We start from the raw sequence: 19,818 nt of genomic DNA, 5'->3' as shown, positions 1-19,818 counted from the left end.
CATGGCCGGCACTGATTCGGGGGGCGGGACTATTCAGACGGGGATCGATGTGAAGACAGAGGTTCGGCAGAGCCGGCGGGCCGGCCCGGCAGCGTGTACCGCGCTGACGGTTGGACTATCCGTGGCGCTGGGCGCGGTGCAGCCCGCCAGCGCACAGGGCATGGCGGTGCTGCCGGGCACCGGCGGGGTCGCCCAGGCGGCGGCCAGCCAGGCGCAGGCCGCCGCCGCGGCGGTGCTGTGCAACGCGCCGTGGTTTCGCTCCGGATCGCATGTGCAGATGGAAGGCGACGGCGTGATGCCGATGTCGATCAAGATGACGCTGCGCGACGTGGTGCGCAGCCCGTCCGGCTGTCGCGCCCAGCTCGAGGTCACCTCCAAGTCGGCGCTGTCGGCGCTGATGGGTCCGCCGGTGATTACCAACCAGGTCCACGAGGTGGTGATCGAGCGCAGTGCGCCCGACGCGCAGACCAGCATCGAAAGCCAGCATGCCGTGATCAACGCGCGCGCCCGCTATGCCCGCATGTATGGCGAGGCGGCGTTCCGCGGCAAGGGGGTGTTCAACTACGCCGGCCTGGACCTGCGCGAGGGCACCATGCTGGAAGGGGAAATGTTCAGCTCCAGCGTCTCGCTGAAGGTCTATCCGCTGGGGTCCGACGAAGCGGTCAGCACCATGGACGCGCAGCGCGCGACCATCCATATCGGCTCGCGCCACGTGGGCAAGCTGCAGATGGTCGATACCCTGATGGGGCGCAAGGAATGCCAGCCGATTTCCTACGACAAGCGCACCTCGCTGGGGCCGCTGATGATCGGTGGCGAACTGGTGCAGGTCGAGCCGACCGTGATGCACGTCACCGACTGGTACTGCCCGGCCGAGGCCTTCGTGCTGCGCACCGAGGTGCGCCAGGACGACAAGGTGCAGCGCGTCGACGTCACCGCGCTGGAGCGCGATACGCAGGCGCCGTAGCCACGGCGCCTGCGCGGGACAAAAAAACCCGCCGCGGCGGGTTTTCCTGTATCCGGCGGCAGCCGGTCAGCTGGCCGCCGGAGCGGGGGTGGCTTTCTTCTTGCTGCTCTTGTTGTTCTTTTTCTTGGTGCCTTGCTTGGCCGGCTTCTTGTCGGCGGCCGGCGCGGCAGGGTCGGCCAGGTCGGTGCGGGTGCTCTTGTTCGCGCCCTGGCTGTACGGGTCGAACTTGTCGCCGGCCTTGGCTCCCTGGCTGTACGGGTCGAACTTCTCACCCGACTTGGCTCCCTGGGAATACGGATCGAACTGCTGCTTGCCGCCGGTTTGTGCCTGCACGGCCAGCGATGCGGCGCCAAGGCAGAGTGCGATCGCGGTCGCGACGAACTTGTTCATGGTTTCTCCTGAGATATGCCGCCGTCGGGCGGTCGTGTCTATGGCCTGCCCTGCACAGGGATGGCTCGGGCCAGTGTCGCCAACATCATTGACGACTGTCAACTTGGGGCTTGCCCGGCGCGGCACCTCATGGAAACCCTGAATTGCGGCGCCAGCGCGATTGCGCCTTGCGCCGCCGGCACGCCTTATTCGGTGACCGCGTCGGACGGATGCTTCCAGGCCGCGCGCACTTCGCCCGACGGCGCCAGCGCCAGGTTGATGCCGCGGCTGCCGATGGGCTGCTGGAACCAGCGCTGCTGCAGCGCCGTGACCTCGGCGCCGGCGAAGGTGGTGGCCAGGGTCTGGTCGACCAGGCGCTTCCATTCCGGATCGGCCTTGGACAGCATCAGCGCGTTCTGCTCGACGGACAGCGCCGGTCCCACGATGACATATTGCGAGGGATCCTTGGCGCGCGCGCGCAGGCCGGCCAGCAGCACGTCGTCCATCACGAAGGCCTGGGCCCGGCCCGACTCCAGCAGCAGGAACGATTCGCCGTGGTCCTTGGCGTAGACGTCGTGATAGCCGTACTGGCCCTTGAGGCGGCGCACGTGGCGGTCGCCGGTCGAGCCCGCGCTGGTGACCACGGTCTTGCCGCGCAGGTCGCCGAAGCTGCGGATGCCCGAGTCGGCCCGCACCAGCATGCGCACCGTCGACACATAGTGCGAGACGCTGAATGCGACCTGCTTCTGGCGTTCGAGCGAGTTGGTGTTGGGCGCGCAATCCAGGTCGACCAGCCCGTTCACCACGGCCGGGATGCGGTTCTGCGGCGTCAGCGGCATCCAGCGCACCTTCAGGTCCTTCAGGCCCAGCTTCTGGCGCGCCGCCTCGGCCGCGCGCAGGCACAGGTCGACGGCATAGCCGGCGGGCTGGCCCTTGTCGTCGGCAAACGAGAACGGCAGCGCGGATTCACGGTAGCCCAGCACGATGGTGCCGGCGTCGCGGATCTTGTCGAGCACCGGGCTCTGGGCGCGCGCCGCTGCCGGGGCCAGCAGGGCGGCGGAGGCGGCGCAGGCGAGCAGGATGGCCGCGAGCGGGCGGCGGGCGCGGGAAAGGCGGGCGGGCAGGGCAAAGGCAGACATGCAGGGAAAGGGGGAAAGCAGCCGGCAACGCGGCAAAGGCGCTAGGGTATACCCCAGTCAGGGTGGGGTGAAGGACATTCTGGTCATAAGCAAATTCTGAGGGCCGGCAGCGACGCGGAAGCTGGCATCTCCCAAGCCCTGCGCGCATGCGGCGCCGGCATGGCTGGCCGACGCATTGCTCATGGCGGGGCCCGCTGCCGGTCACGACAATGGAATGGCCCACAGGAGCCTTTCATGTCATGCACTCTTTCCCTGGAAGCGGAATGCCTGGGCCTGCGACTGCGCGCCGGCACCGAACTGATCTGCCGCGGCGGCAAGCTGTGGCTGACCTTCGAGGTGCCGGGACGGCCGTCGCCGGATGTGTTGCTGGCGCCGGGCGAGCGCCATCGCCTGCACGCCGACGCCGAGGTGTTTGTCGCGGCGCTGTACGGCGCCGGCCCGGCGCTGTGCCGGATCGAGGCGCCATCGGGCCGGGCCGGGCCGCTGTGCTTCAGCTGGCTGCGGGGTGTGCGGGGTGCGGGGGCGTCATGACCGTGCGCGCGGCTTCCTCGCAGATCCACTGCGCCACGCGCCTGACGTCCGCGCGCGGCTGCGCGGCGGCCTGGATCAGCCAGTACGCATTCGGGCTTGGCGGTGCCTGCCGTGCGGTCGGCACCAGTGCCAGCTGGCCGCCGTCGACCAGCGGCCGCACCAGTTCGAGCCGCCCCAGCGCGACCCCTTGGCCCGCCAGCGCCGCCTGGATGACCTGGTCATACTGGTTGAAGCGCAGCATGCCGCGCTGGCTGGCCTGGCGCAGGTCGCGCGGGGCCAGCCAGCTGCGCCATTGCAGCCACGGGCGCGGATCGTCGAATTCCAGCAGCGGCAGCTGCAGCAGCGCATCGCCGTGCGGCCCGGGCGCCGCCAGCAGCGACGGATGCGCGATCGGGGCGATGTGTTCGCCGAACAGGCGCACGGCATCGGGCGGCGCCGCGGCGTCGCGGCAGTAGCGCACCGCGAGGTCGATGCCCTCTTCGCGCAGGTCGCTGATGCGGTTGCTGGCCGACAGGCGCACGTCCAGATGCGGGTGGGCTTTCTGCAGGCTGCCCAGCCGCGGCAGCAGCCACAGGCCGGTCACGCCGATGCTGGCGGTGACGGTGACCGGCTGCCGGCCCTCGCTGCGGCGCACCTCGGCCACCACGTCCTGCAGTTGCTGCAGCGCGCTGTCGGCGCTGCGAAACAAGCGTTCGCCCTCGGCGGTGAAGGCCACGCCGCGATGCTTGCGCACGAACAGCTGCACCTTCAGCTGCGTCTCCAGCGCATGGATCTGGCGGCTCACCGCCGACTGCGTCAGGCACAGGTCGTCGGCCGCCTGCGTAATGCTCATGCGCCGGCCGACCGCGACGAAGCCCTTGAGCAGGTCGAGCGAAAACAGGCGAACCAGCGGAACGGACATGCAAAGGCCTCCGGTCGGACGGGCGATGACGCCATTACAGCACGGTCCGGGGAGCTCTTGCCATGCGTGTTGCGCATGGCAGAGCGACCGAAAGATCGTTTGAAGGAAGGCGCGCCGTCGCTTGCAATAGAGCCATCGCGCCTGCGGGCGCCAGGCTTCGGCAAGGGGCTGCCATGACTTTCCATCCGCTGCAATCGACCGGGTCCAGCGCCTTGCGCGGGCTTGCCGCGCCCTGGTGGCGCCAACTCTGGGTGCTGGTGCTGGCGGGTGGCCTGCTGATGGGGCTGGCGCTGGGCGTGCGCCACGTGCAAGGCCTGTTCATGTTGCCCATCATTGCCGAGCGCGGCTGGACCCGCGAGACCTTTGCCTTTGCCATGGCGGTGCAGAACCTGGCGTGGGGGCTGGCGCAGCCCTTCACCGGCATGCTGGCCGACCGCCATGGCTCGTGGAAGGTCATGGCGGGCGGGCTGGCGCTGTATGCCGCCGGGCTCTGTGGGATGACGCAGGCGCATACGCCGGCGGCGCTGGTGTGGTCGGCGGGCCTTTGCATCGGCGTTGCCTTGTCGGGCACCACCTTCGGCGTGGTCTACGGCGCGCTCAGCCGGATGACCGGCGCCGCGCAGCGCAGCCGCGCGCTGGGGCTGGCCGGCGCCGTCGGCGGCATCGCCCAGTTTGCGCTGGTGCCGGGCGCACAGGCGCTGCTGGCCGGGACGGGGTGGGCGGGGGCGCTGCTGCTGCTTGCCGTGGCGCTGGCCGTGCTGTTGCCACTGGCGCTGCCATTCCAGGACCGCGGCGAAGCAGCACCGGACCCCCGCGCGCCGGACCAGGCGGGGGGCCAGCCGTTGCGCGCCGCAGTGCGCGAGGCCTTCGGCCATTCCGGCTTCTGGCTGCTCAACCTGGGTTTTCTTGCGTGCGGCTTCCAGCTTGCCTTCATCGCCAGCCACTTGCCGGCGTATCTGCTGGACCGCGGCATGCGTCCGGCCGACGGCTTGGCCGCGCTTGCCATCATCGCGCTGGCCAATGTCGCCGGCGTCTATGTGTGCGGGCTGATGGGCGGGCGTCACAGCAAGAAGTACCTGCTCGCCGGCATCTACCTTGCGCGCACCGCGGTGATGGCGCTGTTCCTGCTGCTGCCGCTGGGCCCGGCAACGCTGTACGCCTTCAGTGCCGCGATGGGGTTCCTGTGGCTGGGCACGGTGCCGCTGACCAACGGCATCCTGGCGCAGGTGTTCGGCGTGCGCTATCTCGCCACGTTGTTCGGCTTTGTGTTCCTGGGCCACCAGCTCGGCTCTTTCCTGGGCGTGTGGCTGGGCGGGCTGGTTTTCGAGCTGACCCGCTCGTACGACGCGGTCTGGTATGGCGCCATGGCGCTGGGCATCGTTGCCGCGGCGCTGCATTCGCCGATAGACGACCGCCAGATCGTCCGCAGCGGTCTGGCGCCGGCACGGTCATGAAGCCCGGCATACCCGCGCTCGGCGCCTGGCTGTCGGTGCTCGGCCTGGCCGCGCTGTGCGCCGTGGCGCTGGCGGCGTGGCTGGATCCGGCCCACGCCCAGGCCTGGATCGCGCTGATGGCGTTGTGCCAGTAGCCCGCCATCGGGCAACAAGTCTGGCGACTGTGTAACCAATCCGAAAAATGTATGTGTTGCGGCACATTGAGCCAGGGCATAGGGGGTAGAATCGCGCCTTCCGTGCCCTTTGCGTCCCCATAACAATGAGCCCCCGTCCGTCGCGCCTGCCGTGCATCGACGCCCTGAAAGCCGTCAGCTCGCAACTGATTGTCCTGCACCACCTCGCCTTCTATGGACCGATGTCCGACACCGCGTACCGGCTGGCGCCGGGGCTGGTGGACTGGCTCTATGACTACGCCCGCATCGCGGTGCAGGTGTTCCTGGTGGTCAGCGGCTTCCTGGCGGCGCGCAGCCTGGCGCCGAACGGACGGCTCGAGACCCGCCAGCACCCGCTGTCGATGCTGTGGCGCCGCTACCAGAAGCTGGTGGTGCCGTTCGCCGCGGCGCTCCTGCTGAGCATGGCCGGCGCCGCCGTGGCGCGGCACTGGATGGCGCATGACTCGATCCCGGCGTCGCCCACGCCGGGCCAGTTCCTCGCGCACCTGACGCTGCTGCATGACATCCTCGACGTCGACGCGCTGTCGGCCGGGGTCTGGTACGTGGCCATCGACCTGCAATTGTTCGCGCTGCTGCTGGGCACGCTGTGGGCCGCCCGCGCGGTGTCGCGGGGCAGCGCGCGCGCGGGCGTTGCCGTCAGCATCGGCCTGGTGGCGCTGGCGGCGGTCGCGTCGCTGTTCTGGTTCAACCGGGATGCCGCGTGGGATGTCTGGGCGGTGTACTTCTTCGGCGCCTACGGCATGGGCACGCTGGCCTACTGGGCGTCAGCGCCGGGCCGGCCGCTGCTGCCGCTGCTGCTGATCGGCGCGGTGGCGCTGGCCGCGCTGGTGCTGGACTTCCGGCTGCGCATCGCCGTGGCGCTGGCCACCGCGCTGCTGCTGGCGCTGGCGCGCCGCGGCGAATGGCTGGAACGCTGGCCGCGGGCGCGCGTGGTGGGCTACTTCGGGCGGATTTCCTATTCCGTGTTCCTGGTCCATTTCCCGGTGTGCCTGGTGGTCAATGCGCTGGTGTCGCACCTGGCCCCGGGGCAGCCGGTGCTGAACGCGCTTGGCATGGCGGCGGCGTGGGCCCTCAGCAATGTGGCGGGTGCCGTGTTCTACCGCTTCGTCGAAAGCGCGCAGCCGCTCGCGGCACTGCGCGGGATGCTGGGCGGACGCGGCGACGCGGCAGGCGAATCGGGCCCCGGGTCGGCAAGCCGTCCGACCATGTAACCCTTGCAAGCATCGGCGCGCGGCACTACCGCGATCGTCCGCCGGTTGCGTGGCAGCGCGCGGCATCCGGATGGTGCGTGCGCGCCGCCGTCGTGGTGCCGCCGGCACGCCGGGCGGGCATGGCTTTGCCGCGGACTTGCGTTGGGCGCCACACACAGCGGTGCAAAACTGGCGTAAACGGGCATTGGGCGATGGCACAAAGGTTGCCTAGTATGGAATCGTAAACCTGACCAATTGGTCAGGATTCCATCGGCCACCGAGGGTGCCATGTCCGACCATATCGTCCTGACTTCGCACGCGCGCCGCGACAAGCCGGCCGAGCCGATCCACTGGGGCGCCCCGACCGCCGCCGAACGTGGACCGGTCATCGCCAGCCTGGGCAACCCGGCGCAGCGCAACGTGATCGGCACCCATGCCGGCGCCTACGCCATCTACCGGGCGCTGGCGGTCGCCTCCGGAACGCTGCAGCGCGACCATCGCCCCGACCTGACCGACACCGCGCCGGCCGAGGCCATCGGCCCCCATCCGCAGTGGGGCGATCCGGACAAGATCGTTTCGCTCGACCCCTGGGGCCACCTGGTTTCCAGCGTCTTTGCCGACCGCATCGCCGCCGGCGTCGATATCCGCCCGACCATCGCCGTGACCCGCGCGCACATCAATATGCCGGAGCTGGTCTCGGCCATCGCCGCGGGCCGGCTCAAGCCGGACGGCAACCTCTTGCATGCCAATGGCGACGTGCGCGTGACCAAGGCGGCGGTCGATCCGGTGTGGTACCTGCCCGGCATGGCGGCGCGTTTCGGCATCAAGGAAAACGTGCTGCGCCGCAGCCTGTTCGAGCAGACCGGCGGCATGTTCCCGGAACTGGTGACGCGGCCGGACCTGAAGGTATTTTTGCCGCCGATCGGCGGCATGACGCTGTATTTCTTCGGCGATGTCAGCCAGCTGGGCAGGCCCGAGACCCGCGTGGCCTGCCGCGTGCACGATGAATGCAACGGATCGGATGTGTTCGGGTCAGACATCTGTACCTGCCGGCCCTACCTGGCACACGGCATCGAGGTGTGCATCGAGATGGCGCAGCAGGGCGGGGTCGGGCTGGTGGTCTACAACCGCAAGGAGGGGCGCGCGCTGGGCGAGGTGACCAAGTTCCTGGTCTACAACGCCCGCAAGCGCCAGGTCGGCGGCGACCGCGCCGAAACCTATTTTGCCCGTACCGAATGCGTGGCGGGCGTGCAGGACATGCGTTTCCAGGAGCTGATGCCGGATGTGTTCCATTGGCTGGGCATCCGCCGCATCGACCGCTGGGCGTCGATGAGCAATATGAAGCATGGCGCGCTGGTGGCGCAGGGCATCGAGGTGGTCGAGCAGGTAGCGATCCCCGAGGCGCTGATCCCCGCCGACGCCCGTGTCGAGATCGACGCCAAGGTGGCCGCCGGCTACTTCACGCACTACACGCCGCCGGATGCGAACGAACTGGCCCTGGCAAAGGGCAGGGGGTTGAACGAATGACGATGTATCCCGAGGACCGCGGCGCCGGCAACGGGCGCGATGGCAACGGCTGGCTGAACCCGGTGCCGGAAGGGCACCCCGCTGCGGCGCTGCTGTGCGCCGAGGCGGTGCGCACCCATTGCGCGGCGGTCACCGAACACGTGGCCAGCGGCGCGTCCGAACTCTTCACCTGGCACCCGGACCGCGTGCATGCGATTGCCGATTACGTCGCCAGCACCATCCGGCAGCGCTACCCGGACCTGCAGGTGCCTTACCACAGCCGCTGGCGCCATTTCGAAAGCGGCGGCGTCGACCAGCGCGCGGACCGCTGGCAGGTGCTGTGCGAGCGCGCCGCGCTGAGCGGGCCCGAACACCGCGAGGAGCGCGCCCGCATCGGCATCGACCTGGTAATTCCCAGCGTGCTGCTCGACGCGGGCGCGGGCCCGGAGTGGCGCTACCGCGACCCGGGCAGCGACCTTGTTCTGACACGCTCCGAAGGACTGGGCGCGGCCAGCTTCGACCTGTTCGCGCGCGGCGGCTTTTCCGCGGCGCCGGGCGACCCGCTGCGCGCGGATGCCGAACGCCTGCAGCGCATCGACGCCGACAGCATTGCCCACGCCTTCCAGGTCGCGCAGCACAATCCGCTGGTGGGGCTGGAAGGCCGCGCCGGGCTGCTGCGCCGGCTGGGCGAGGTGATGCAGGCGACCCCGGCGCTGTTTGGCCGGCCGGCGCGGCTGGGCAATCTCTATGACTACCTGAAGGCGCACGCCGTCGGCGGCGACCTCGATGCCAGCTTCCTGCTGCGCACTTTGCTGGTCGGGCTGGGGCCGGTGTGGCCGGGGCGGATCGTGCTCGAGGGCGTGTCGCTGGGCGACTGCTGGCGCCATCCGGCGGCGCCGGGCGGGCTGGTGCCGTTCCACAAGCTGACCCAGTGGCTGACCTATTCGCTGCTGGAGCCGCTGGAAGACGCCGGCCTGACCGTGACCGGGCTGGATGCGCTGACCGGCCTGCCCGAATACCGCAACGGCGGCCTGCTGTACGACTTCGAGCTGATGGTGCCGCGCGATCCCGGCTTTGCCGCCGAGCCGCATGCGGTGGACGAGCCCGTCATCGTCGAATGGCGCGCGCTGACCGTCAGCGGGCTGGACCTGGTCGCCGATGGCGTGCGCCAGGCGCTGGGCCTTGACGAAGCGCAATTCCCGCTGGCGCGCGTGCTGGAAGGCGGCACCTGGGCCGCGGGACGGCGCATCGCCGCCAAGCGGCGCCCCGGCGGCGCGCCGCCGTTTGCCATCACCAGCGACGGCACGGTGTTCTGAACGCGCCGCCCGCGCCGCGGGCGGCGTTCCCGGCACGGATGGCTTGTGCAACGTGGCATCAGGAGCGTCACCATGAACGACATGTCCGCTGTTCCCGCAGTCGAGCCCGGCGCGCCGGATTCCGCCGACCCTGCCAGCCTGTCCGGCGTGATGGTGGTCGACCACCCGCTGGTGCAGCACAAGGTCACGCTGGTGCGCAGCGAAGAGACCACCACCGACAACTTCCGCCGCCTGGTGCGCGAGATCAGCCAGCTGCTGACCTACGAAGCCACGCGCGACCTGGCGATGGAAACCGTCGCGATTCGCACGCCGATCGCGGCCACGCAGTCGCGCGTGCTGTCGGGCAAGAAGCTGTGCCTGGTGTCGATCCTGCGCGCGGGCAACGGCTTTCTCGACGGCATGCTCGACCTGCTGCCGGCGGCGCGTGTCGGCCACATCGGCCTGTACCGCGACCCCGAGACGCTCGAGCCGATCGAGTATTACTTCAAGATGCCCGAGGACATCCACGAACGCATGGTGATCGTGGTCGATCCGATGCTGGCCACCGGCAATTCGGCGATCGCCGCGCTGAACCGGCTCAGGGAGGCCGGCGTCACCACCATGAAGTACGTGTGCCTGATCGCGTCGCGCCCCGGCCTGCGCGCGCTGCGCGCCGCGCATCCGGACGTCGGCATCGTTACCGCGGCCATCGACGAGACGCTCAACGAGCACGGCTATATCGTGCCCGGCCTGGGCGATGCCGGCGACCGCCTGTACGGCACGCGCTGATGGACTCGCGCGCCGCGCTTGCGCCGACGCTGCGTACGCCGCCGCTGCGCGAGGCGGGCGGGCGCATCCGGCAGGAGAACCAGGCCATGATCCTGCGCGCGGCCGAGCACGTGTTTGCGCGTGCCGGGTTTGCCGGCGCCACCATGGCCGAGATCGCCATGCGCGCGGGGGTGCCCAAGTCGAACCTGCACTACTACTTCCGCACCAAGCAGGCGCTGTACCGCGCGGTGCTGGCGCACACGCTGCAGCTGTGGTTGTCGGAGGCCGACGTGATCCGCGCCGAGCTGCCGCCGCAGGTCGCGCTGGAGCAGTACATCCGCGCCAAGATGCGGCTGTCGGCCAGCCATCCGGATGCGTCGCGGGTGTTCGCCAACGAGCTGCTGCACGGCGCGCCCGAGATCGGCGAGGTGCTGCGCCACGCCCTGCGCGAACTGGTGTCGCGCAAGGCCGCGGTGGTGCAGCAGTGGATCGACCGCGGCCAGATGGCGCCGGTCGATCCGCAGCACCTGTTCTTCACCATCTGGGCCGCCACGCAGACCTATGCGGACTTTGAATCGCAGGTCTGCGCGGTGCTGGGTATCAGCCGCCTGCAGCCGCAGGACTATGCGCACGCCACCGAGCACGTGGTGGTGATGCTGCTGCGCGGCTGCGGCCTGGCGCCCGTACCGCTGGCCTGAGCCCTGCACGATACCGGATAGCCCGACACCACCCATGCTCGACCTGATCCTGCGGCATTGCAGCCTGCCCGACGGGCGCACCGGCATCGATATCGGCATTGCCGGCGGCCGCATCGCCGCCGTGGAGCCGGCCCTGGCCGCGCGCGCTGGCGAAGAGATCGACGCCGCCGGCCAGCTGGTGACGCCGCCGTTCGTCGACGCGCACTTCCATATGGATTCCACGCTGTCGTACGGGCTGCCGCGCGTGAACCAGTCGGGCACGCTGCTGGAAGGCATTGCGCTGTGGGGCGAGCTCAAGCCGCTGCTGACGCAGGACGCCATCGTCGAGCGCGCGCTGGCCTATTGCGACTGGGCCGTGGCGCGCGGGCTGCTGGCGATCCGCTCGCATGTGGACGTGTGCGATCCGCGCCTGCTGGCGGTCGAGGCGCTGCTGCACGTGCGCGAACGCGTGCGGCCCTACCTGGACCTGCAACTGGTGGCGTTCCCGCAGGACGGCGTGCTGCGCGCGCCTGGCGCGCTCGCCAGCCTGAAGAGCTCGCTGGACCTGGGGGTCGACGTGGTCGGCGGCATCCCGCATTTCGAGCGCACCATGGCGCAGGGCGCGGAGTCGGTGCGGCTGCTGTGCGAGCTGGCGGCCGATCGCGGCCTGCGCGTCGACATGCATTGCGATGAAAGCGACGATCCGCTGTCGCGCCATATCGAGACCCTGGCCAGCGAAACCGTGCGGCTGGGCCTGCAGGGCAGGGTGGCGGGATCGCACCTGACCTCGATGCATTCGATGGACAACTACTACGTGTCCAAGCTGATCCCGCTGATGCGCGAGGCCGGCGTGGCGGCGATCGCCAATCCGCTGATCAACATCACGCTGCAGGGGCGGCACGATACCTACCCGCGGCGCCGCGGCATGACGCGGGTGCCCGAGCTGATGGCGGCCGGCGTGCCGGTCGCGTTCGGCCACGATTGCGTGATGGACCCGTGGTACGGCCTCGGCTCCGGCGACATGCTGGAAGTGGCGCACATGGGCCTGCACGTGGCGCAGATGACGGGGCAGGAGGCGATGCGCGCGTGCTTCGACGCGGTGACGGCGGCGCCGGCGAGCATCCTGGGGCTGGACGGCTATGGCCTGGCGCCCGGCTGCCGCGCCGACCTGGTGCTGCTGCAGGCGCGCGACCCGGTCGAGGCGATCCGGCTGCGCAGCACGCGCCTGCGCGTGCTGCGCGCCGGCAAGACCATCGCCACCACGCCGGCGGCGACCGCGGCGCTGGCGCTGCCCGGCCGCCCGGCGCAGGTGGATTTCCTGCGCGGCGGCGGTGCGGCATAGCGTGCACAAAGTTTTTTGCGGAAGGGTGTTGACAGCGCTGGGGGCGCTCGGCATAATTTCTTTCTTCGCATCGCAGCAGCAATGCAGCGAAACGAAGCCCAGATGGCGGAATTGGTAGACGCACTAGGTTCAGGTCCTAGCGGTGGCAACACTGTGGAGGTTCGAGTCCTCTTCTGGGCACCAAAATTCGGAAAGGCTCGCGCAAGCGAGCCTTTCTTCGTTTACGTCAATCCGGACGGGAACGGGCAATGACAAGACGGTCCGCGCAAGCGGGCTTTTTTTTGCCTGTCGTGCTCAGCGCCCCGGCATCCCTTCCAGGTCCTGCGCCTCGCGCACGCAGTTGCGGCCTTCCGCCTTGGCGCGGTACATCGCCGCATCGGCCGCGCCGAACAGGCGCTGCCAGTGTGCCGCGCCGCCATGGCCGACGGCCACGCCGAAGCTCGCGGTCACGCCAAGCTGCGTGGTGCCGGACAGGTAGACCGGCCGCGATGCAATGGCCGCGCGCAGCGTTTCGGCCAGCGCGGCGGCTGCGCCGGGCCGGCCGTGCGGCAGCCACAGCGCGAACTCCTCGCCGCCAAAGCGTGCCAGCACGCCCTCGGCCGGCACCAGCGCGCGCATCTGCGCGGCGATGTTGCGCAACACCTGGTCGCCGGCGGCGTGGCCGTGGCGGTCATTGATCTGCTTGAAGCGGTCGACGTCGATCAGCACCAGGCTGGCGCTCTCGTGCGCCCCGTACCGGGTTGCGACCAGCTCCAGCGCGCGCCGGTTCAGCAGGCCGGTCAGGCTGTCGGTGCGGGCCTGCTGCTCCAGCTGTGCGGTCAGCGCGGCGCGCTCGCGCAGCTTGCGCCGCAGGATGTCGATGGCATCGAACAGGCGCCGCATCTCGGCGGCCTGGCCGGGGCGCATGGCCTGCACGGCATCGTGCGGGTGGCCCCGGTCCTCGGCCAGCGCGATCACCTCCGCCCGCGCGCGCAGCAGCGGCAGGAACACCGCGCGCCGCGCGAACACCAGCATGTAGCCCAGTATCGCCAGGATCAGCGCCGACGTGCCGCACGCGGCCGCGAGCCGGCGCAGCGCGCGCTCGCGCGTGCTGGTGAAATGCGCCACCACTTCGTCCAGGAACACGCTGCGCAGCCGCTCAAGCGGCTCCAGCGTGGGCACGTAGCGGTTGGTCAGTTCGGTGGGCGTCATCGAGTAGTTGCCCGAGATGCGCCCCTGCGCGACCAGGCTGTCGACCATGGCAACGCCGCGGCCGAAGAACTGGTGGCCGGCGTCGGCATACGCCTGCTCCAGCGCGGGCGCGGCGCCGAACATGTTGTACGCCGGCCCGGCCAGCTGCCACAGCTCCAGCAGCCGTCCGCGCGAGCGCGTCGCATCGACCAGGCTGCGCACCGGGATCGGCTGGCGCGCCGCCACCGGTGCCATGATCTGCGACGCCATGCGCCCGGCGTACTCGCGCAGGTCGCCCAGCATCTTGCCGGTGAGGGCGGGGGCGGCAAGCCCGTCATCGCAAACGGAAAGCTCGCGCACCTGCCAGGCGATGGCCGGCTGCAGCGCGTCGACGACCTCGAACATGCTTTCGATGGCATGGCGGATCTCGTCCATGTCACGCTGCTGCGGCGGGCGCGCGGCCAGTTCGTCGATCTCGGTGCGCGCGCGCGCCAGGCGCTCGCGCACGCGCTCGATCATCAGCGGCGGCAGGTGGTGGCTGTGCAGGCCGAAGGGAGCGGGCGGCGGCGCGGCCAGCCGCGCCAGCGCGGCGTCGCTGCGCGCGCGGAACGCCTGCAGGCGCTCGCGCGCCGCACTGTGCGGCGACGGCGGCTCGCCCAGCACGCTGTTGGCCGGGCCGCGTTCGGCGGACAGCGTATTGGCGGCGTCCAGCACCTCGCGGTACGCCGAGATGTCGTACAGGTTCTGCCGCGCCGTGGCGAAGTCGCCGTACGAGCCGGCGATCACCAGGGCGGCCAGCACCACCGTGCAGAGGCCGCCCACCGCGGTGGCCATCGACAGCTTGCGCTGCAGGCTGCGGCGCGGCGCGCTGCCGGGGCTCATGGCAGTGCCATGGTCGGGATCAGGCCGTCGGGCGCGTTGCCGCAGGGCCATGCTGTCTCGACCCGGCAGCCAGCGGCCGGGCCATGCGTGGAAATTTTGTCATTGCCGACATTATTGTCGAAAAGGCTGCGGCGGCTGTCCAAATCTTCTGCAATTTGCGCCAGCCACGCCGGCCTTCGGAGCTGTTCCGCAACGGCCTGCGGGCGCGCGCCGCCACACATTCGCGGCTAACGCTGGCGGGGCATTTGACCTATGCTCAAGCTCATCGGGCAGGCTCTTATAACGTCCCGAAGGTGGTTGCCATGACTGTGGTCTTGTCATCATCGAGAGAGAGGGAGGCGGGGACGAACCCCGGATGGCACGGCTGTGCCGCGCATCCCGGCATCGTCCACCATCACCTGCATTACTGCGCCATCCTGGCCATGCTGTTGTGTGCGCTGGCCCACGCAGACGAAGCCTTGCCGGAGTTCCACGACGCTGCCGGCGCTGCCCCGCCGCTGCAGGCCAGCCTGGCGCTGCCGGAGCTGGCAGAAGCGGCGCAGGGTCCCGATCAACTCGCCGAAGGCTCCGAGCCAAGCGGCTGGATGGTCCAGCCCCTGGAGCCGGTCGTCGTCGAATACGCGGCGGCGCCGCAGTCATCCCCCTCTGCTTCCCTCCTGACGCGCGCCACGGGCGCCGGGCCCGATGACGATGCCCCGGGCCTTGCCGCCACGGACCGCGACAGCGCGGCCACGTCGGAACGTGCGCGCCGGGTGTCGCTGCATCTCGATGACATCACCACCGCCAGCGGCTTTGCCGACAGCCGCGTGCGCACCATGGCGCTGGCCATGGATGCGGTGGTGCCGCGCGCGGGCGGGCTGACCATCCAGCCGCGCGTGCAGCTGGCCTACCAGCCCGGCACCAGCGCTGATCCGAACATGTTGTCGCAAGCCATGCCTGGCGATGCCAGCGCGACCGGCATCGGCGTGCGCCTGTACGGCGCGCAGCCGACGCGGCTGGCGGGCATCTATCCGTTCGTCGAGGCTGACTGGTGGCAGGAAAGCCGCAAGCAGGTCATCAATATCAACGGCACCAAGATCGATGCCGACCTGCTGCGCGGACTGTTCTCGTTCAATATCGGTGCGCATGGCAATACCAAGACCGGTGTGAAGCTGTGGTTCAAGGTCCGCGCGGGGCGCAACCCGAGCGGAACCGTCGGGGCGCGGTATCGGTGGTAGGGATTCGCAGGGGTGGTGGGGGCAGTGGCGCGCAACAGGCGCGCAGCAATGGAAAAAGGGCTTCCGTTTCCGGAAGCCCTTTTTCTTTCTGCATAGGTGGCGCGGCTGGCAGGATTCGAACCCACGACCCCTTGGTTCGTAGCCAAGTACTCTATCCAACTGAGCTACAGCCGCACACGAGAGGCGCAATTGTATCGCAATTATTGGTTTGCGCAAGCCCCCCGCCGAAAAATCTTCAATGCCGCCGCCGGCGTCAGCCCGCCGCTTCCGACCAGATGCCGTCCGCCTCGCGCGCCTTGCCTTCGTCGCGCAGCTTGATCAGGTGCGCAAGCAGCGAGCGCTGCGCCACCGGGTGCATGCGCGGCGGCACATCGTCATAGACGCGCAGCACCAGCTCGCCAAGCGCGGCAGGACCGAGTTCGCGCAGCGCGCCGGCCACCTTGGCCTCGCGCTGCAGGCGGTGGCGCACCAGGATGCGGATGGCGTCCTGCGGGCGCGCGATCAGGAAACCGTGCCCCGGCGCCAGCCACTCCAGGTCTTCTTCCTGCAGCGCCGCGAGCGAGTCGAGGTAGGCGCGCATGTCGCCATCGGGCGGGCCGATCACGACCGTCGATCCCTGCATCACGTGGTCGCCGGTGAAGAGAGTCTTTTCTTCTTCCAGCAGGTAGCAGAGATGGTTGGACGCATGGCCGGGGGTGTGGCATACGCGCAGCGTGCAGTCTTCGGCCAGGGCCAGGCGCTCGCCGTGCACCAGTTCGCGCTGCGGCGCGAAGCTGGGGTCCTGCCACGGGCCGGCGGGGGCGGCGCGTCCCAGCACGGTGGCACCGGTGGCGGCCTGCAGCGCCGCCGCCGCGGGCGAATGGTCCAGGTGCGTGTGCGTGGCGAGAATCCAGCGGATCGGGCCGGGCGCGGCTTCCAGGATGGCGCGCACATGCTCGCCGTCGTCCGGGCCCGGATCGATCACGGCCCATTCGTTGCGCGCGCCGCCGCCGACCAGGTAGGTGTTGGTGCCCGGGCCGGTCATTACGCTGCCATTGTTGGCCGTGACGCGCCACACCCGTTCGGACAACTGCACCGGCACGCCGGGTGCAAGTTCGTAGCGGCCGTGCACCTTGCCGTCGGGATCGATGCGGCCGATCTCGGCGTAGCACGGCTCGTTCGGCATCACCGGTCGCACCCCAGCCGCGCCGGTGGCGAGCCGCGGCATGATGCAGGCGATGCCGCGCAACTGCGAGAAATAGGCAAAGCAGGCGGCGGCGGTCTCGAACTGCGCGATCGAGCCCAGCGTGCGGCGCGTGACATGCATCATCGGCAGGCCGCTGGCCGGGTCGGCCGCCTCGGCCGGGCGCACCCAGCGGTGCTCGACGATCTCGGTGCCGTCGGGCACGGCAAGCTGGCCTTCGGGTGCGACCGCGACGAAGAAGCGGGTATCGAAACGCTTGGGCAGGCCGGGCGGCGTCAGCCAGTAGCTGTGATAGGCAAGGCGGTCCGCCGCCAGGCGCAGGCCCAGTTGCTCGCAGGCGTGGGCCAATCCCGGGCCGCCGCGCTGCACGGCCTCGCGCAGCAGCGCCTGCTGCGCGGTGTCCAGCTCGTGCGGCGCGCGCAGGCGCCCCTGGTGGTCGCAGGCGAACAGCAGGCCGGCCTCTTCAAAGCACTCGCGCACCGCGGCGAGGTAGAAGTCCAGGCCGCTGGCCGGCAGGCCCAGGCGTTCGCTGGCGAGCACGTCATCGAGGCCGTGGGCGTGCGGGTGCAGGTGCCGGTCTTGCGCATCGAGGGTGCCGCCGGGGAAAACATAAGCGCCGCTGCTGCGGTCGTTGGCGCGTTCGACGCGGCGCACCAGCAGCACTTCCATGCCGGCGGGCGCGTCGCGCACCACCAGCAGGCTGGCGGCCGTGCGCAGCAGCGGCGTGGGGTTGGCGGGGCGGTTGCCGCTTGTCTCTGTGGTTGTCATTGTGTCGGCATCGTGGGTTGTACGTGAGGCGCGCCGGGGGCAGGGCGGGGCACGCCGCGTGCGCTAGTTTAGCCGCGTTCGCGGATTCGAAAGTCCGGGGAATCCCGGCGCCGCGGCGGCCGCCACGGTGACCCCGGGCTTGCGGCGCGGGTGGGCGGGCTTTGGCTTTTCCGGCCGCAGGCAGTAACCTGATAGCTCCGCTTCACTTTCCGGAGCGCCACGCCGGCGTTCCTACCGGAGGAGGTCCGCGTGATCCGAGCTTCTTACCTGTGCCTGCCGGTTGCGTGCCTGCTGGCGGCCTGCGAGACGCCGCCGCAACTGGCGCCGCGCCCGGTGCCGCCGCCCGCCACCCGCATCACCGTCGACCCCCAGGCCATGTCCCGCGCGGCCTCCGCGGCCTGCGAGCCCGCGGTGGCGGAAGCCCTGCAGCGACGCTACCCGCAGCCGGGCAGCGTGATGCTGATGGCCGACCGCGAGCAGTACTACCAGCGTCCCAACGCGCAGACCTCGGTCAACGGCGAAGGCGTGTTCGAGCCCGACAACAGCGAATCAGCGATCGGCTTCCACTACGTCTGCCTGTACAACGCGCGCACCGGCAAGGTCGACGATGTCCAGATGCGGTACTGAACCGCGCCGGCGCCGTGCCGGAACGGCTTGACGGCAAAGTTTCGCGGCGTGGCTTATCATGCACGCATTTGCCATCGCGGCTTGCCATAGGTGTGCCTGCGCGCTTTCCCCGCCTTCGTGGAATTGACAGGCCGGCAGCGCGCGGACAAGATGCGACGGACAGATGCGCCTTCGGGACGACATGCCGGCAGTCATAGCCGCAATGCCCGGAGAACACGCAAGAACTTTGGGAATCGGGGTCATGAAGCCTATCTTTCGTCAACTGGCGGGCGCGGTCACGCTCGCCGTCATGCTGTCCGGCTGCGCCACCGCGCCTGACTATGCCGGCAACCCGGCCGCCGCCGAACAGCCGCCCTCCGACCAGGCCATGAAGGCCTTGTCCGCCGAGGTCTTCACCTTTGCCTATCCGATGGTGCTGATGGACGTGACGCGCGAGCTGATGACGCTGCGCACGCCCGCCAACACCTTCAGCCACAAGCGCACCTTCCCGGATGCCACCTTCACCGAGGTGGTCAGCCCCAATGCCGACACGCTGTACTCGTCGGCGTGGCTGGACCTGTCGCGCGAGCCGGTGATCCTGTCCGTGCCCGATACGCGCGGGCGTTATTACCTGATGCCGTTGATGGATGCGTGGACCAACGTGTTCGCCGCACCGGGCAAGCGCACCACCGGCACGCGCCGCGGCAACTTCGCCATCACCGGTCCGGACTGGCGCGGCACGCTGCCCAAGGGCATGCAGGAGATCCGCTCGCCCACCTCGATGGTCTGGCTGATCGGCCGCACGCAAGCCAGCGGCAAGCAGGACTTCCCCGCGGTGCACCGGCTGCAGGACCAGTACCGGCTGACGCCGCTGTCGGCCTGGGGCGGCGGCCGCCGCGTGCCGGACAAGGCCGCGCCGCGGCCCGCGCTCGATCCCGACAGCGCCCCGGTGGAGCAGGTGGCAGCCATGGACGCGCAGGCGTTCTTCTCGCGCTTTGCCGCACTGCTGCCGGCCAACCCGCCGGCGCCGGCCGACAGCGCCATGGTCGAGAAGATGCGCCGCATGGGCATCCGCCCCGGCGTGCCGTTCAAGACCACGGTGATGGAGCCGTCCACCGCGCGGGCGGTGCAGGAGGGCGCCACCGCCGCGCTGGCGGCGATCGAGCAGGCCGCGCGCAAGGGCAACGCCGACGCCGGCAACGGCTGGGTCATGCATCGCGACCTCGGCACCTACGGCACCAGCTATGGCCGCCGCGCGGTCACCGCGTGGGTGGGGCTCGGCGCCAACCTGCCGGAGGATGCGATCTACGCCTCCACCCGCACCGATGCCAATGGCAAGCCGCTGCAGGGCGGGGCGCGTTACGTGCTGCACTTCGACAAGCACCAGCTGCCGCCGGCGCGCGCGTTCTGGTCGCTGACGCTGTACAACGAGCGCCAGGCCTTCGTGCCGAACCCGATCCAGCGCTATGCCATCGGCAGCCGCGACCGCCTGCGCTACAACCGCGACGGCTCGCTCGATATCTACATCCAGCATGAGCGCCCGGCCGGCGCCAGGGCGGCCAACTGGCTGCCGGCGCCGCCCGATGGCCTGAACATGATGCTGCGCGCGTACTGGCCGGAACAGGCGCTGCTGGACGGCACCTGGATGCCGCCGCCGGTGATGCGGGTGAACTGATCCGCCAG

The 19,818-nt window shown here is 70.0% G+C and carries 18 protein-coding genes and 2 tRNA genes; 14 read left to right on the top strand and 6 right to left on the bottom strand.

The window, feature by feature from the left end; all coding sequences use genetic code 11:
- The first annotated feature begins 49 nt into the window (after positions 1-49).
- Entirely contained in the window at positions 50-964 is a 915-nt protein-coding gene (locus CBM2594_RS21615) for a hypothetical protein (protein ID WP_373457604.1), read from the top strand.
- A 66-nt stretch (positions 965-1,030) separates the two neighbouring features.
- Here the strand turns inward: CBM2594_RS21615 and CBM2594_RS21610 are convergent, their stop codons facing one another.
- Both CBM2594_RS21610 and CBM2594_RS21605 read right to left on the bottom strand, forming a co-directional pair.
- Positions 1,031-1,354, bottom strand: coding sequence for an amino acid ABC transporter permease (locus tag CBM2594_RS21610; RefSeq protein WP_116358813.1), 324 nt, complete (start codon positions 1,352-1,354; stop codon positions 1,031-1,033).
- A 185-nt stretch (positions 1,355-1,539) separates the two neighbouring features.
- Positions 1,540-2,472 (bottom strand): amino acid ABC transporter substrate-binding protein, encoded by a 933-nt coding sequence (locus CBM2594_RS21605; protein WP_116358812.1) that lies wholly within the window; start codon positions 2,470-2,472, stop codon positions 1,540-1,542.
- A gap of 234 nt (positions 2,473-2,706) precedes the next feature.
- On the opposite strand from CBM2594_RS21605, the gene CBM2594_RS21600 reads away from it, so the two are divergent.
- On the top strand, positions 2,707-3,003 hold the full coding sequence (locus tag CBM2594_RS21600) for a DUF2917 domain-containing protein (protein ID WP_116358811.1): 297 nt from the start codon (positions 2,707-2,709) through the stop codon (positions 3,001-3,003).
- On the opposite strand, the gene CBM2594_RS21595 is transcribed toward CBM2594_RS21600, so the two are convergent.
- Positions 2,963-3,904 carry a LysR substrate-binding domain-containing protein gene (locus CBM2594_RS21595; RefSeq protein ID WP_116358810.1) on the bottom strand — a complete coding sequence of 314 codons (942 nt, stop codon included), beginning with the start codon at positions 3,902-3,904 and terminating at the stop codon, positions 2,963-2,965. The two genes, CBM2594_RS21600 and CBM2594_RS21595, sit on opposite strands and share 41 nt — an antisense overlap.
- 173 nt (positions 3,905-4,077) lie before the next feature.
- On the opposite strand from CBM2594_RS21595, the gene CBM2594_RS21590 reads away from it, so the two are divergent.
- The 9 genes from CBM2594_RS21590 to CBM2594_RS21550 all read left to right on the top strand — a co-directional run bounded on the left by CBM2594_RS21590 (position 4,078) and on the right by CBM2594_RS21550 (position 12,492).
- Positions 4,078-5,358 carry an MFS transporter gene (locus tag CBM2594_RS21590; protein ID WP_116358809.1) on the top strand — a complete coding sequence of 427 codons (1,281 nt, stop codon included), beginning with the start codon at positions 4,078-4,080 and terminating at the stop codon, positions 5,356-5,358.
- A complete protein-coding gene (locus tag CBM2594_RS21585) occupies positions 5,355-5,492 on the top strand; it encodes a hypothetical protein (protein WP_174078669.1) in 138 nt (45 codons plus the stop codon). The genes CBM2594_RS21590 and CBM2594_RS21585 overlap by 4 nt, the downstream gene beginning before the upstream one ends.
- 125 nt (positions 5,493-5,617) lie before the next feature.
- Positions 5,618-6,742, top strand: coding sequence for an acyltransferase family protein (locus CBM2594_RS21580; protein ID WP_116358808.1), 1,125 nt, complete (start codon positions 5,618-5,620; stop codon positions 6,740-6,742).
- A 267-nt stretch (positions 6,743-7,009) separates the two neighbouring features.
- On the top strand, positions 7,010-8,248 hold the full coding sequence (locus CBM2594_RS21575; RefSeq protein WP_116358807.1) for a GTP cyclohydrolase II: 1,239 nt from the start codon (positions 7,010-7,012) through the stop codon (positions 8,246-8,248).
- Positions 8,245-9,543, top strand: coding sequence for a URC4/urg3 family protein (locus CBM2594_RS21570; protein ID WP_116358806.1), 1,299 nt, complete (start codon positions 8,245-8,247; stop codon positions 9,541-9,543). Before CBM2594_RS21575 ends, CBM2594_RS21570 begins: the two co-directional genes overlap by 4 nt.
- A gap of 72 nt (positions 9,544-9,615) precedes the next feature.
- Positions 9,616-10,311: a uracil phosphoribosyltransferase gene (gene upp / locus CBM2594_RS21565; RefSeq protein ID WP_116358805.1), complete on the top strand. Its 696-nt coding sequence runs from the start codon at positions 9,616-9,618 to the stop codon at positions 10,309-10,311.
- Positions 10,311-10,988 (top strand): TetR/AcrR family transcriptional regulator, encoded by a 678-nt coding sequence (locus CBM2594_RS21560; protein WP_116358804.1) that lies wholly within the window; start codon positions 10,311-10,313, stop codon positions 10,986-10,988. Before upp ends, CBM2594_RS21560 begins: the two co-directional genes overlap by 1 nt.
- Positions 10,989-11,022: 34 nt before the next feature.
- Positions 11,023-12,309 carry an amidohydrolase family protein gene (locus CBM2594_RS21555; RefSeq protein WP_116358803.1) on the top strand — a complete coding sequence of 429 codons (1,287 nt, stop codon included), beginning with the start codon at positions 11,023-11,025 and terminating at the stop codon, positions 12,307-12,309.
- A gap of 96 nt (positions 12,310-12,405) precedes the next feature.
- Positions 12,406-12,492 (top strand) — tRNA-Leu (locus CBM2594_RS21550).
- 111 nt (positions 12,493-12,603) lie between these two features.
- On the opposite strand, the gene CBM2594_RS21545 is transcribed toward CBM2594_RS21550, so the two are convergent.
- The gene (locus tag CBM2594_RS21545; RefSeq protein ID WP_232346707.1) at positions 12,604-14,361 is read right to left on the bottom strand and encodes a GGDEF domain-containing protein; all 1,758 of its coding nucleotides are present in this window, start codon (positions 14,359-14,361) and stop codon (positions 12,604-12,606) included.
- Between the two features lie 83 nt (positions 14,362-14,444).
- Here CBM2594_RS21545 and CBM2594_RS21540 point away from each other — a divergent pair, with 83 nt between their 5' ends.
- Complete coding sequence (locus CBM2594_RS21540) at positions 14,445-15,578, top strand: hydrolase (protein WP_232346706.1); 1,134 nt, start codon at positions 14,445-14,447, stop codon at positions 15,576-15,578.
- Positions 15,579-15,675: 97 nt separating this feature from the next.
- Here the strand turns inward: CBM2594_RS21540 and CBM2594_RS21535 are convergent.
- Together CBM2594_RS21535 and CBM2594_RS21530 are read right to left on the bottom strand one after the other, a co-directional pair.
- Positions 15,676-15,752, bottom strand: a tRNA-Arg gene (locus CBM2594_RS21535).
- A gap of 79 nt (positions 15,753-15,831) precedes the next feature.
- Positions 15,832-17,529: an MBL fold metallo-hydrolase gene (locus CBM2594_RS21530; RefSeq protein WP_116358800.1), complete on the bottom strand. Its 1,698-nt coding sequence runs from the start codon at positions 17,527-17,529 to the stop codon at positions 15,832-15,834.
- Between the two features lie 249 nt (positions 17,530-17,778).
- Here CBM2594_RS21530 and CBM2594_RS21525 point away from each other — a divergent pair, with 249 nt between their 5' ends.
- Both CBM2594_RS21525 and CBM2594_RS21520 read left to right on the top strand, forming a co-directional pair.
- Positions 17,779-18,156, top strand: a complete 378-nt coding sequence (locus CBM2594_RS21525; protein WP_116358799.1) for a short-chain fatty acid transporter — start codon at positions 17,779-17,781, stop codon at positions 18,154-18,156.
- Between the two features lie 241 nt (positions 18,157-18,397).
- Positions 18,398-19,810 (top strand): DUF1254 domain-containing protein, encoded by a 1,413-nt coding sequence (locus tag CBM2594_RS21520; protein ID WP_116358798.1) that lies wholly within the window; start codon positions 18,398-18,400, stop codon positions 19,808-19,810.
- Positions 19,811-19,818 lie beyond the last annotated feature (8 nt).

The sequence above is a fragment of the Cupriavidus taiwanensis genome (assembly GCF_900249755.1).
Classification (GTDB): domain Bacteria; phylum Pseudomonadota; class Gammaproteobacteria; order Burkholderiales; family Burkholderiaceae; genus Cupriavidus; species Cupriavidus taiwanensis_D.
This window is presented reverse-complemented; position numbering and strand designations above follow the sequence as displayed.

Bases quoted from the DNA above. Each gene is read 5' to 3' on its own strand.
- CBM2594_RS21610 (WP_116358813.1), bottom strand. From the start codon at position 1,354: ATGAACAAGTTCGTCGCGACCGCGATCGCACTCTGCCTTGGCGCCGCA.
- CBM2594_RS21605 (WP_116358812.1), bottom strand. From the start codon at position 2,472: ATGTCTGCCTTTGCCCTGCCCGCCCGCCTTTCCCGCGCCCGCCGCCCG.
- CBM2594_RS21600 (WP_116358811.1), top strand. From the start codon at position 2,707: ATGTCATGCACTCTTTCCCTGGAAGCGGAATGCCTGGGCCTGCGACTG.
- CBM2594_RS21595 (WP_116358810.1), bottom strand. From the start codon at position 3,904: ATGTCCGTTCCGCTGGTTCGCCTGTTTTCGCTCGACCTGCTCAAGGGC.
- CBM2594_RS21590 (WP_116358809.1), top strand. From the start codon at position 4,078: ATGACTTTCCATCCGCTGCAATCGACCGGGTCCAGCGCCTTGCGCGGG.
- CBM2594_RS21585 (WP_174078669.1), top strand. From the start codon at position 5,355: ATGAAGCCCGGCATACCCGCGCTCGGCGCCTGGCTGTCGGTGCTCGGC.
- CBM2594_RS21580 (WP_116358808.1), top strand. From the start codon at position 5,618: ATGAGCCCCCGTCCGTCGCGCCTGCCGTGCATCGACGCCCTGAAAGCC.
- CBM2594_RS21575 (WP_116358807.1), top strand. From the start codon at position 7,010: ATGTCCGACCATATCGTCCTGACTTCGCACGCGCGCCGCGACAAGCCG.
- CBM2594_RS21570 (WP_116358806.1), top strand. From the start codon at position 8,245: ATGACGATGTATCCCGAGGACCGCGGCGCCGGCAACGGGCGCGATGGC.
- upp (WP_116358805.1), top strand. From the start codon at position 9,616: ATGAACGACATGTCCGCTGTTCCCGCAGTCGAGCCCGGCGCGCCGGAT.
- CBM2594_RS21560 (WP_116358804.1), top strand. From the start codon at position 10,311: ATGGACTCGCGCGCCGCGCTTGCGCCGACGCTGCGTACGCCGCCGCTG.
- CBM2594_RS21555 (WP_116358803.1), top strand. From the start codon at position 11,023: ATGCTCGACCTGATCCTGCGGCATTGCAGCCTGCCCGACGGGCGCACC.
- CBM2594_RS21545 (WP_232346707.1), bottom strand. From the start codon at position 14,361: ATGAGCCCCGGCAGCGCGCCGCGCCGCAGCCTGCAGCGCAAGCTGTCG.
- CBM2594_RS21540 (WP_232346706.1), top strand. From the start codon at position 14,445: ATGCGTGGAAATTTTGTCATTGCCGACATTATTGTCGAAAAGGCTGCG.
- CBM2594_RS21530 (WP_116358800.1), bottom strand. From the start codon at position 17,529: ATGACAACCACAGAGACAAGCGGCAACCGCCCCGCCAACCCCACGCCG.
- CBM2594_RS21520 (WP_116358798.1), top strand. From the start codon at position 18,398: ATGAAGCCTATCTTTCGTCAACTGGCGGGCGCGGTCACGCTCGCCGTC.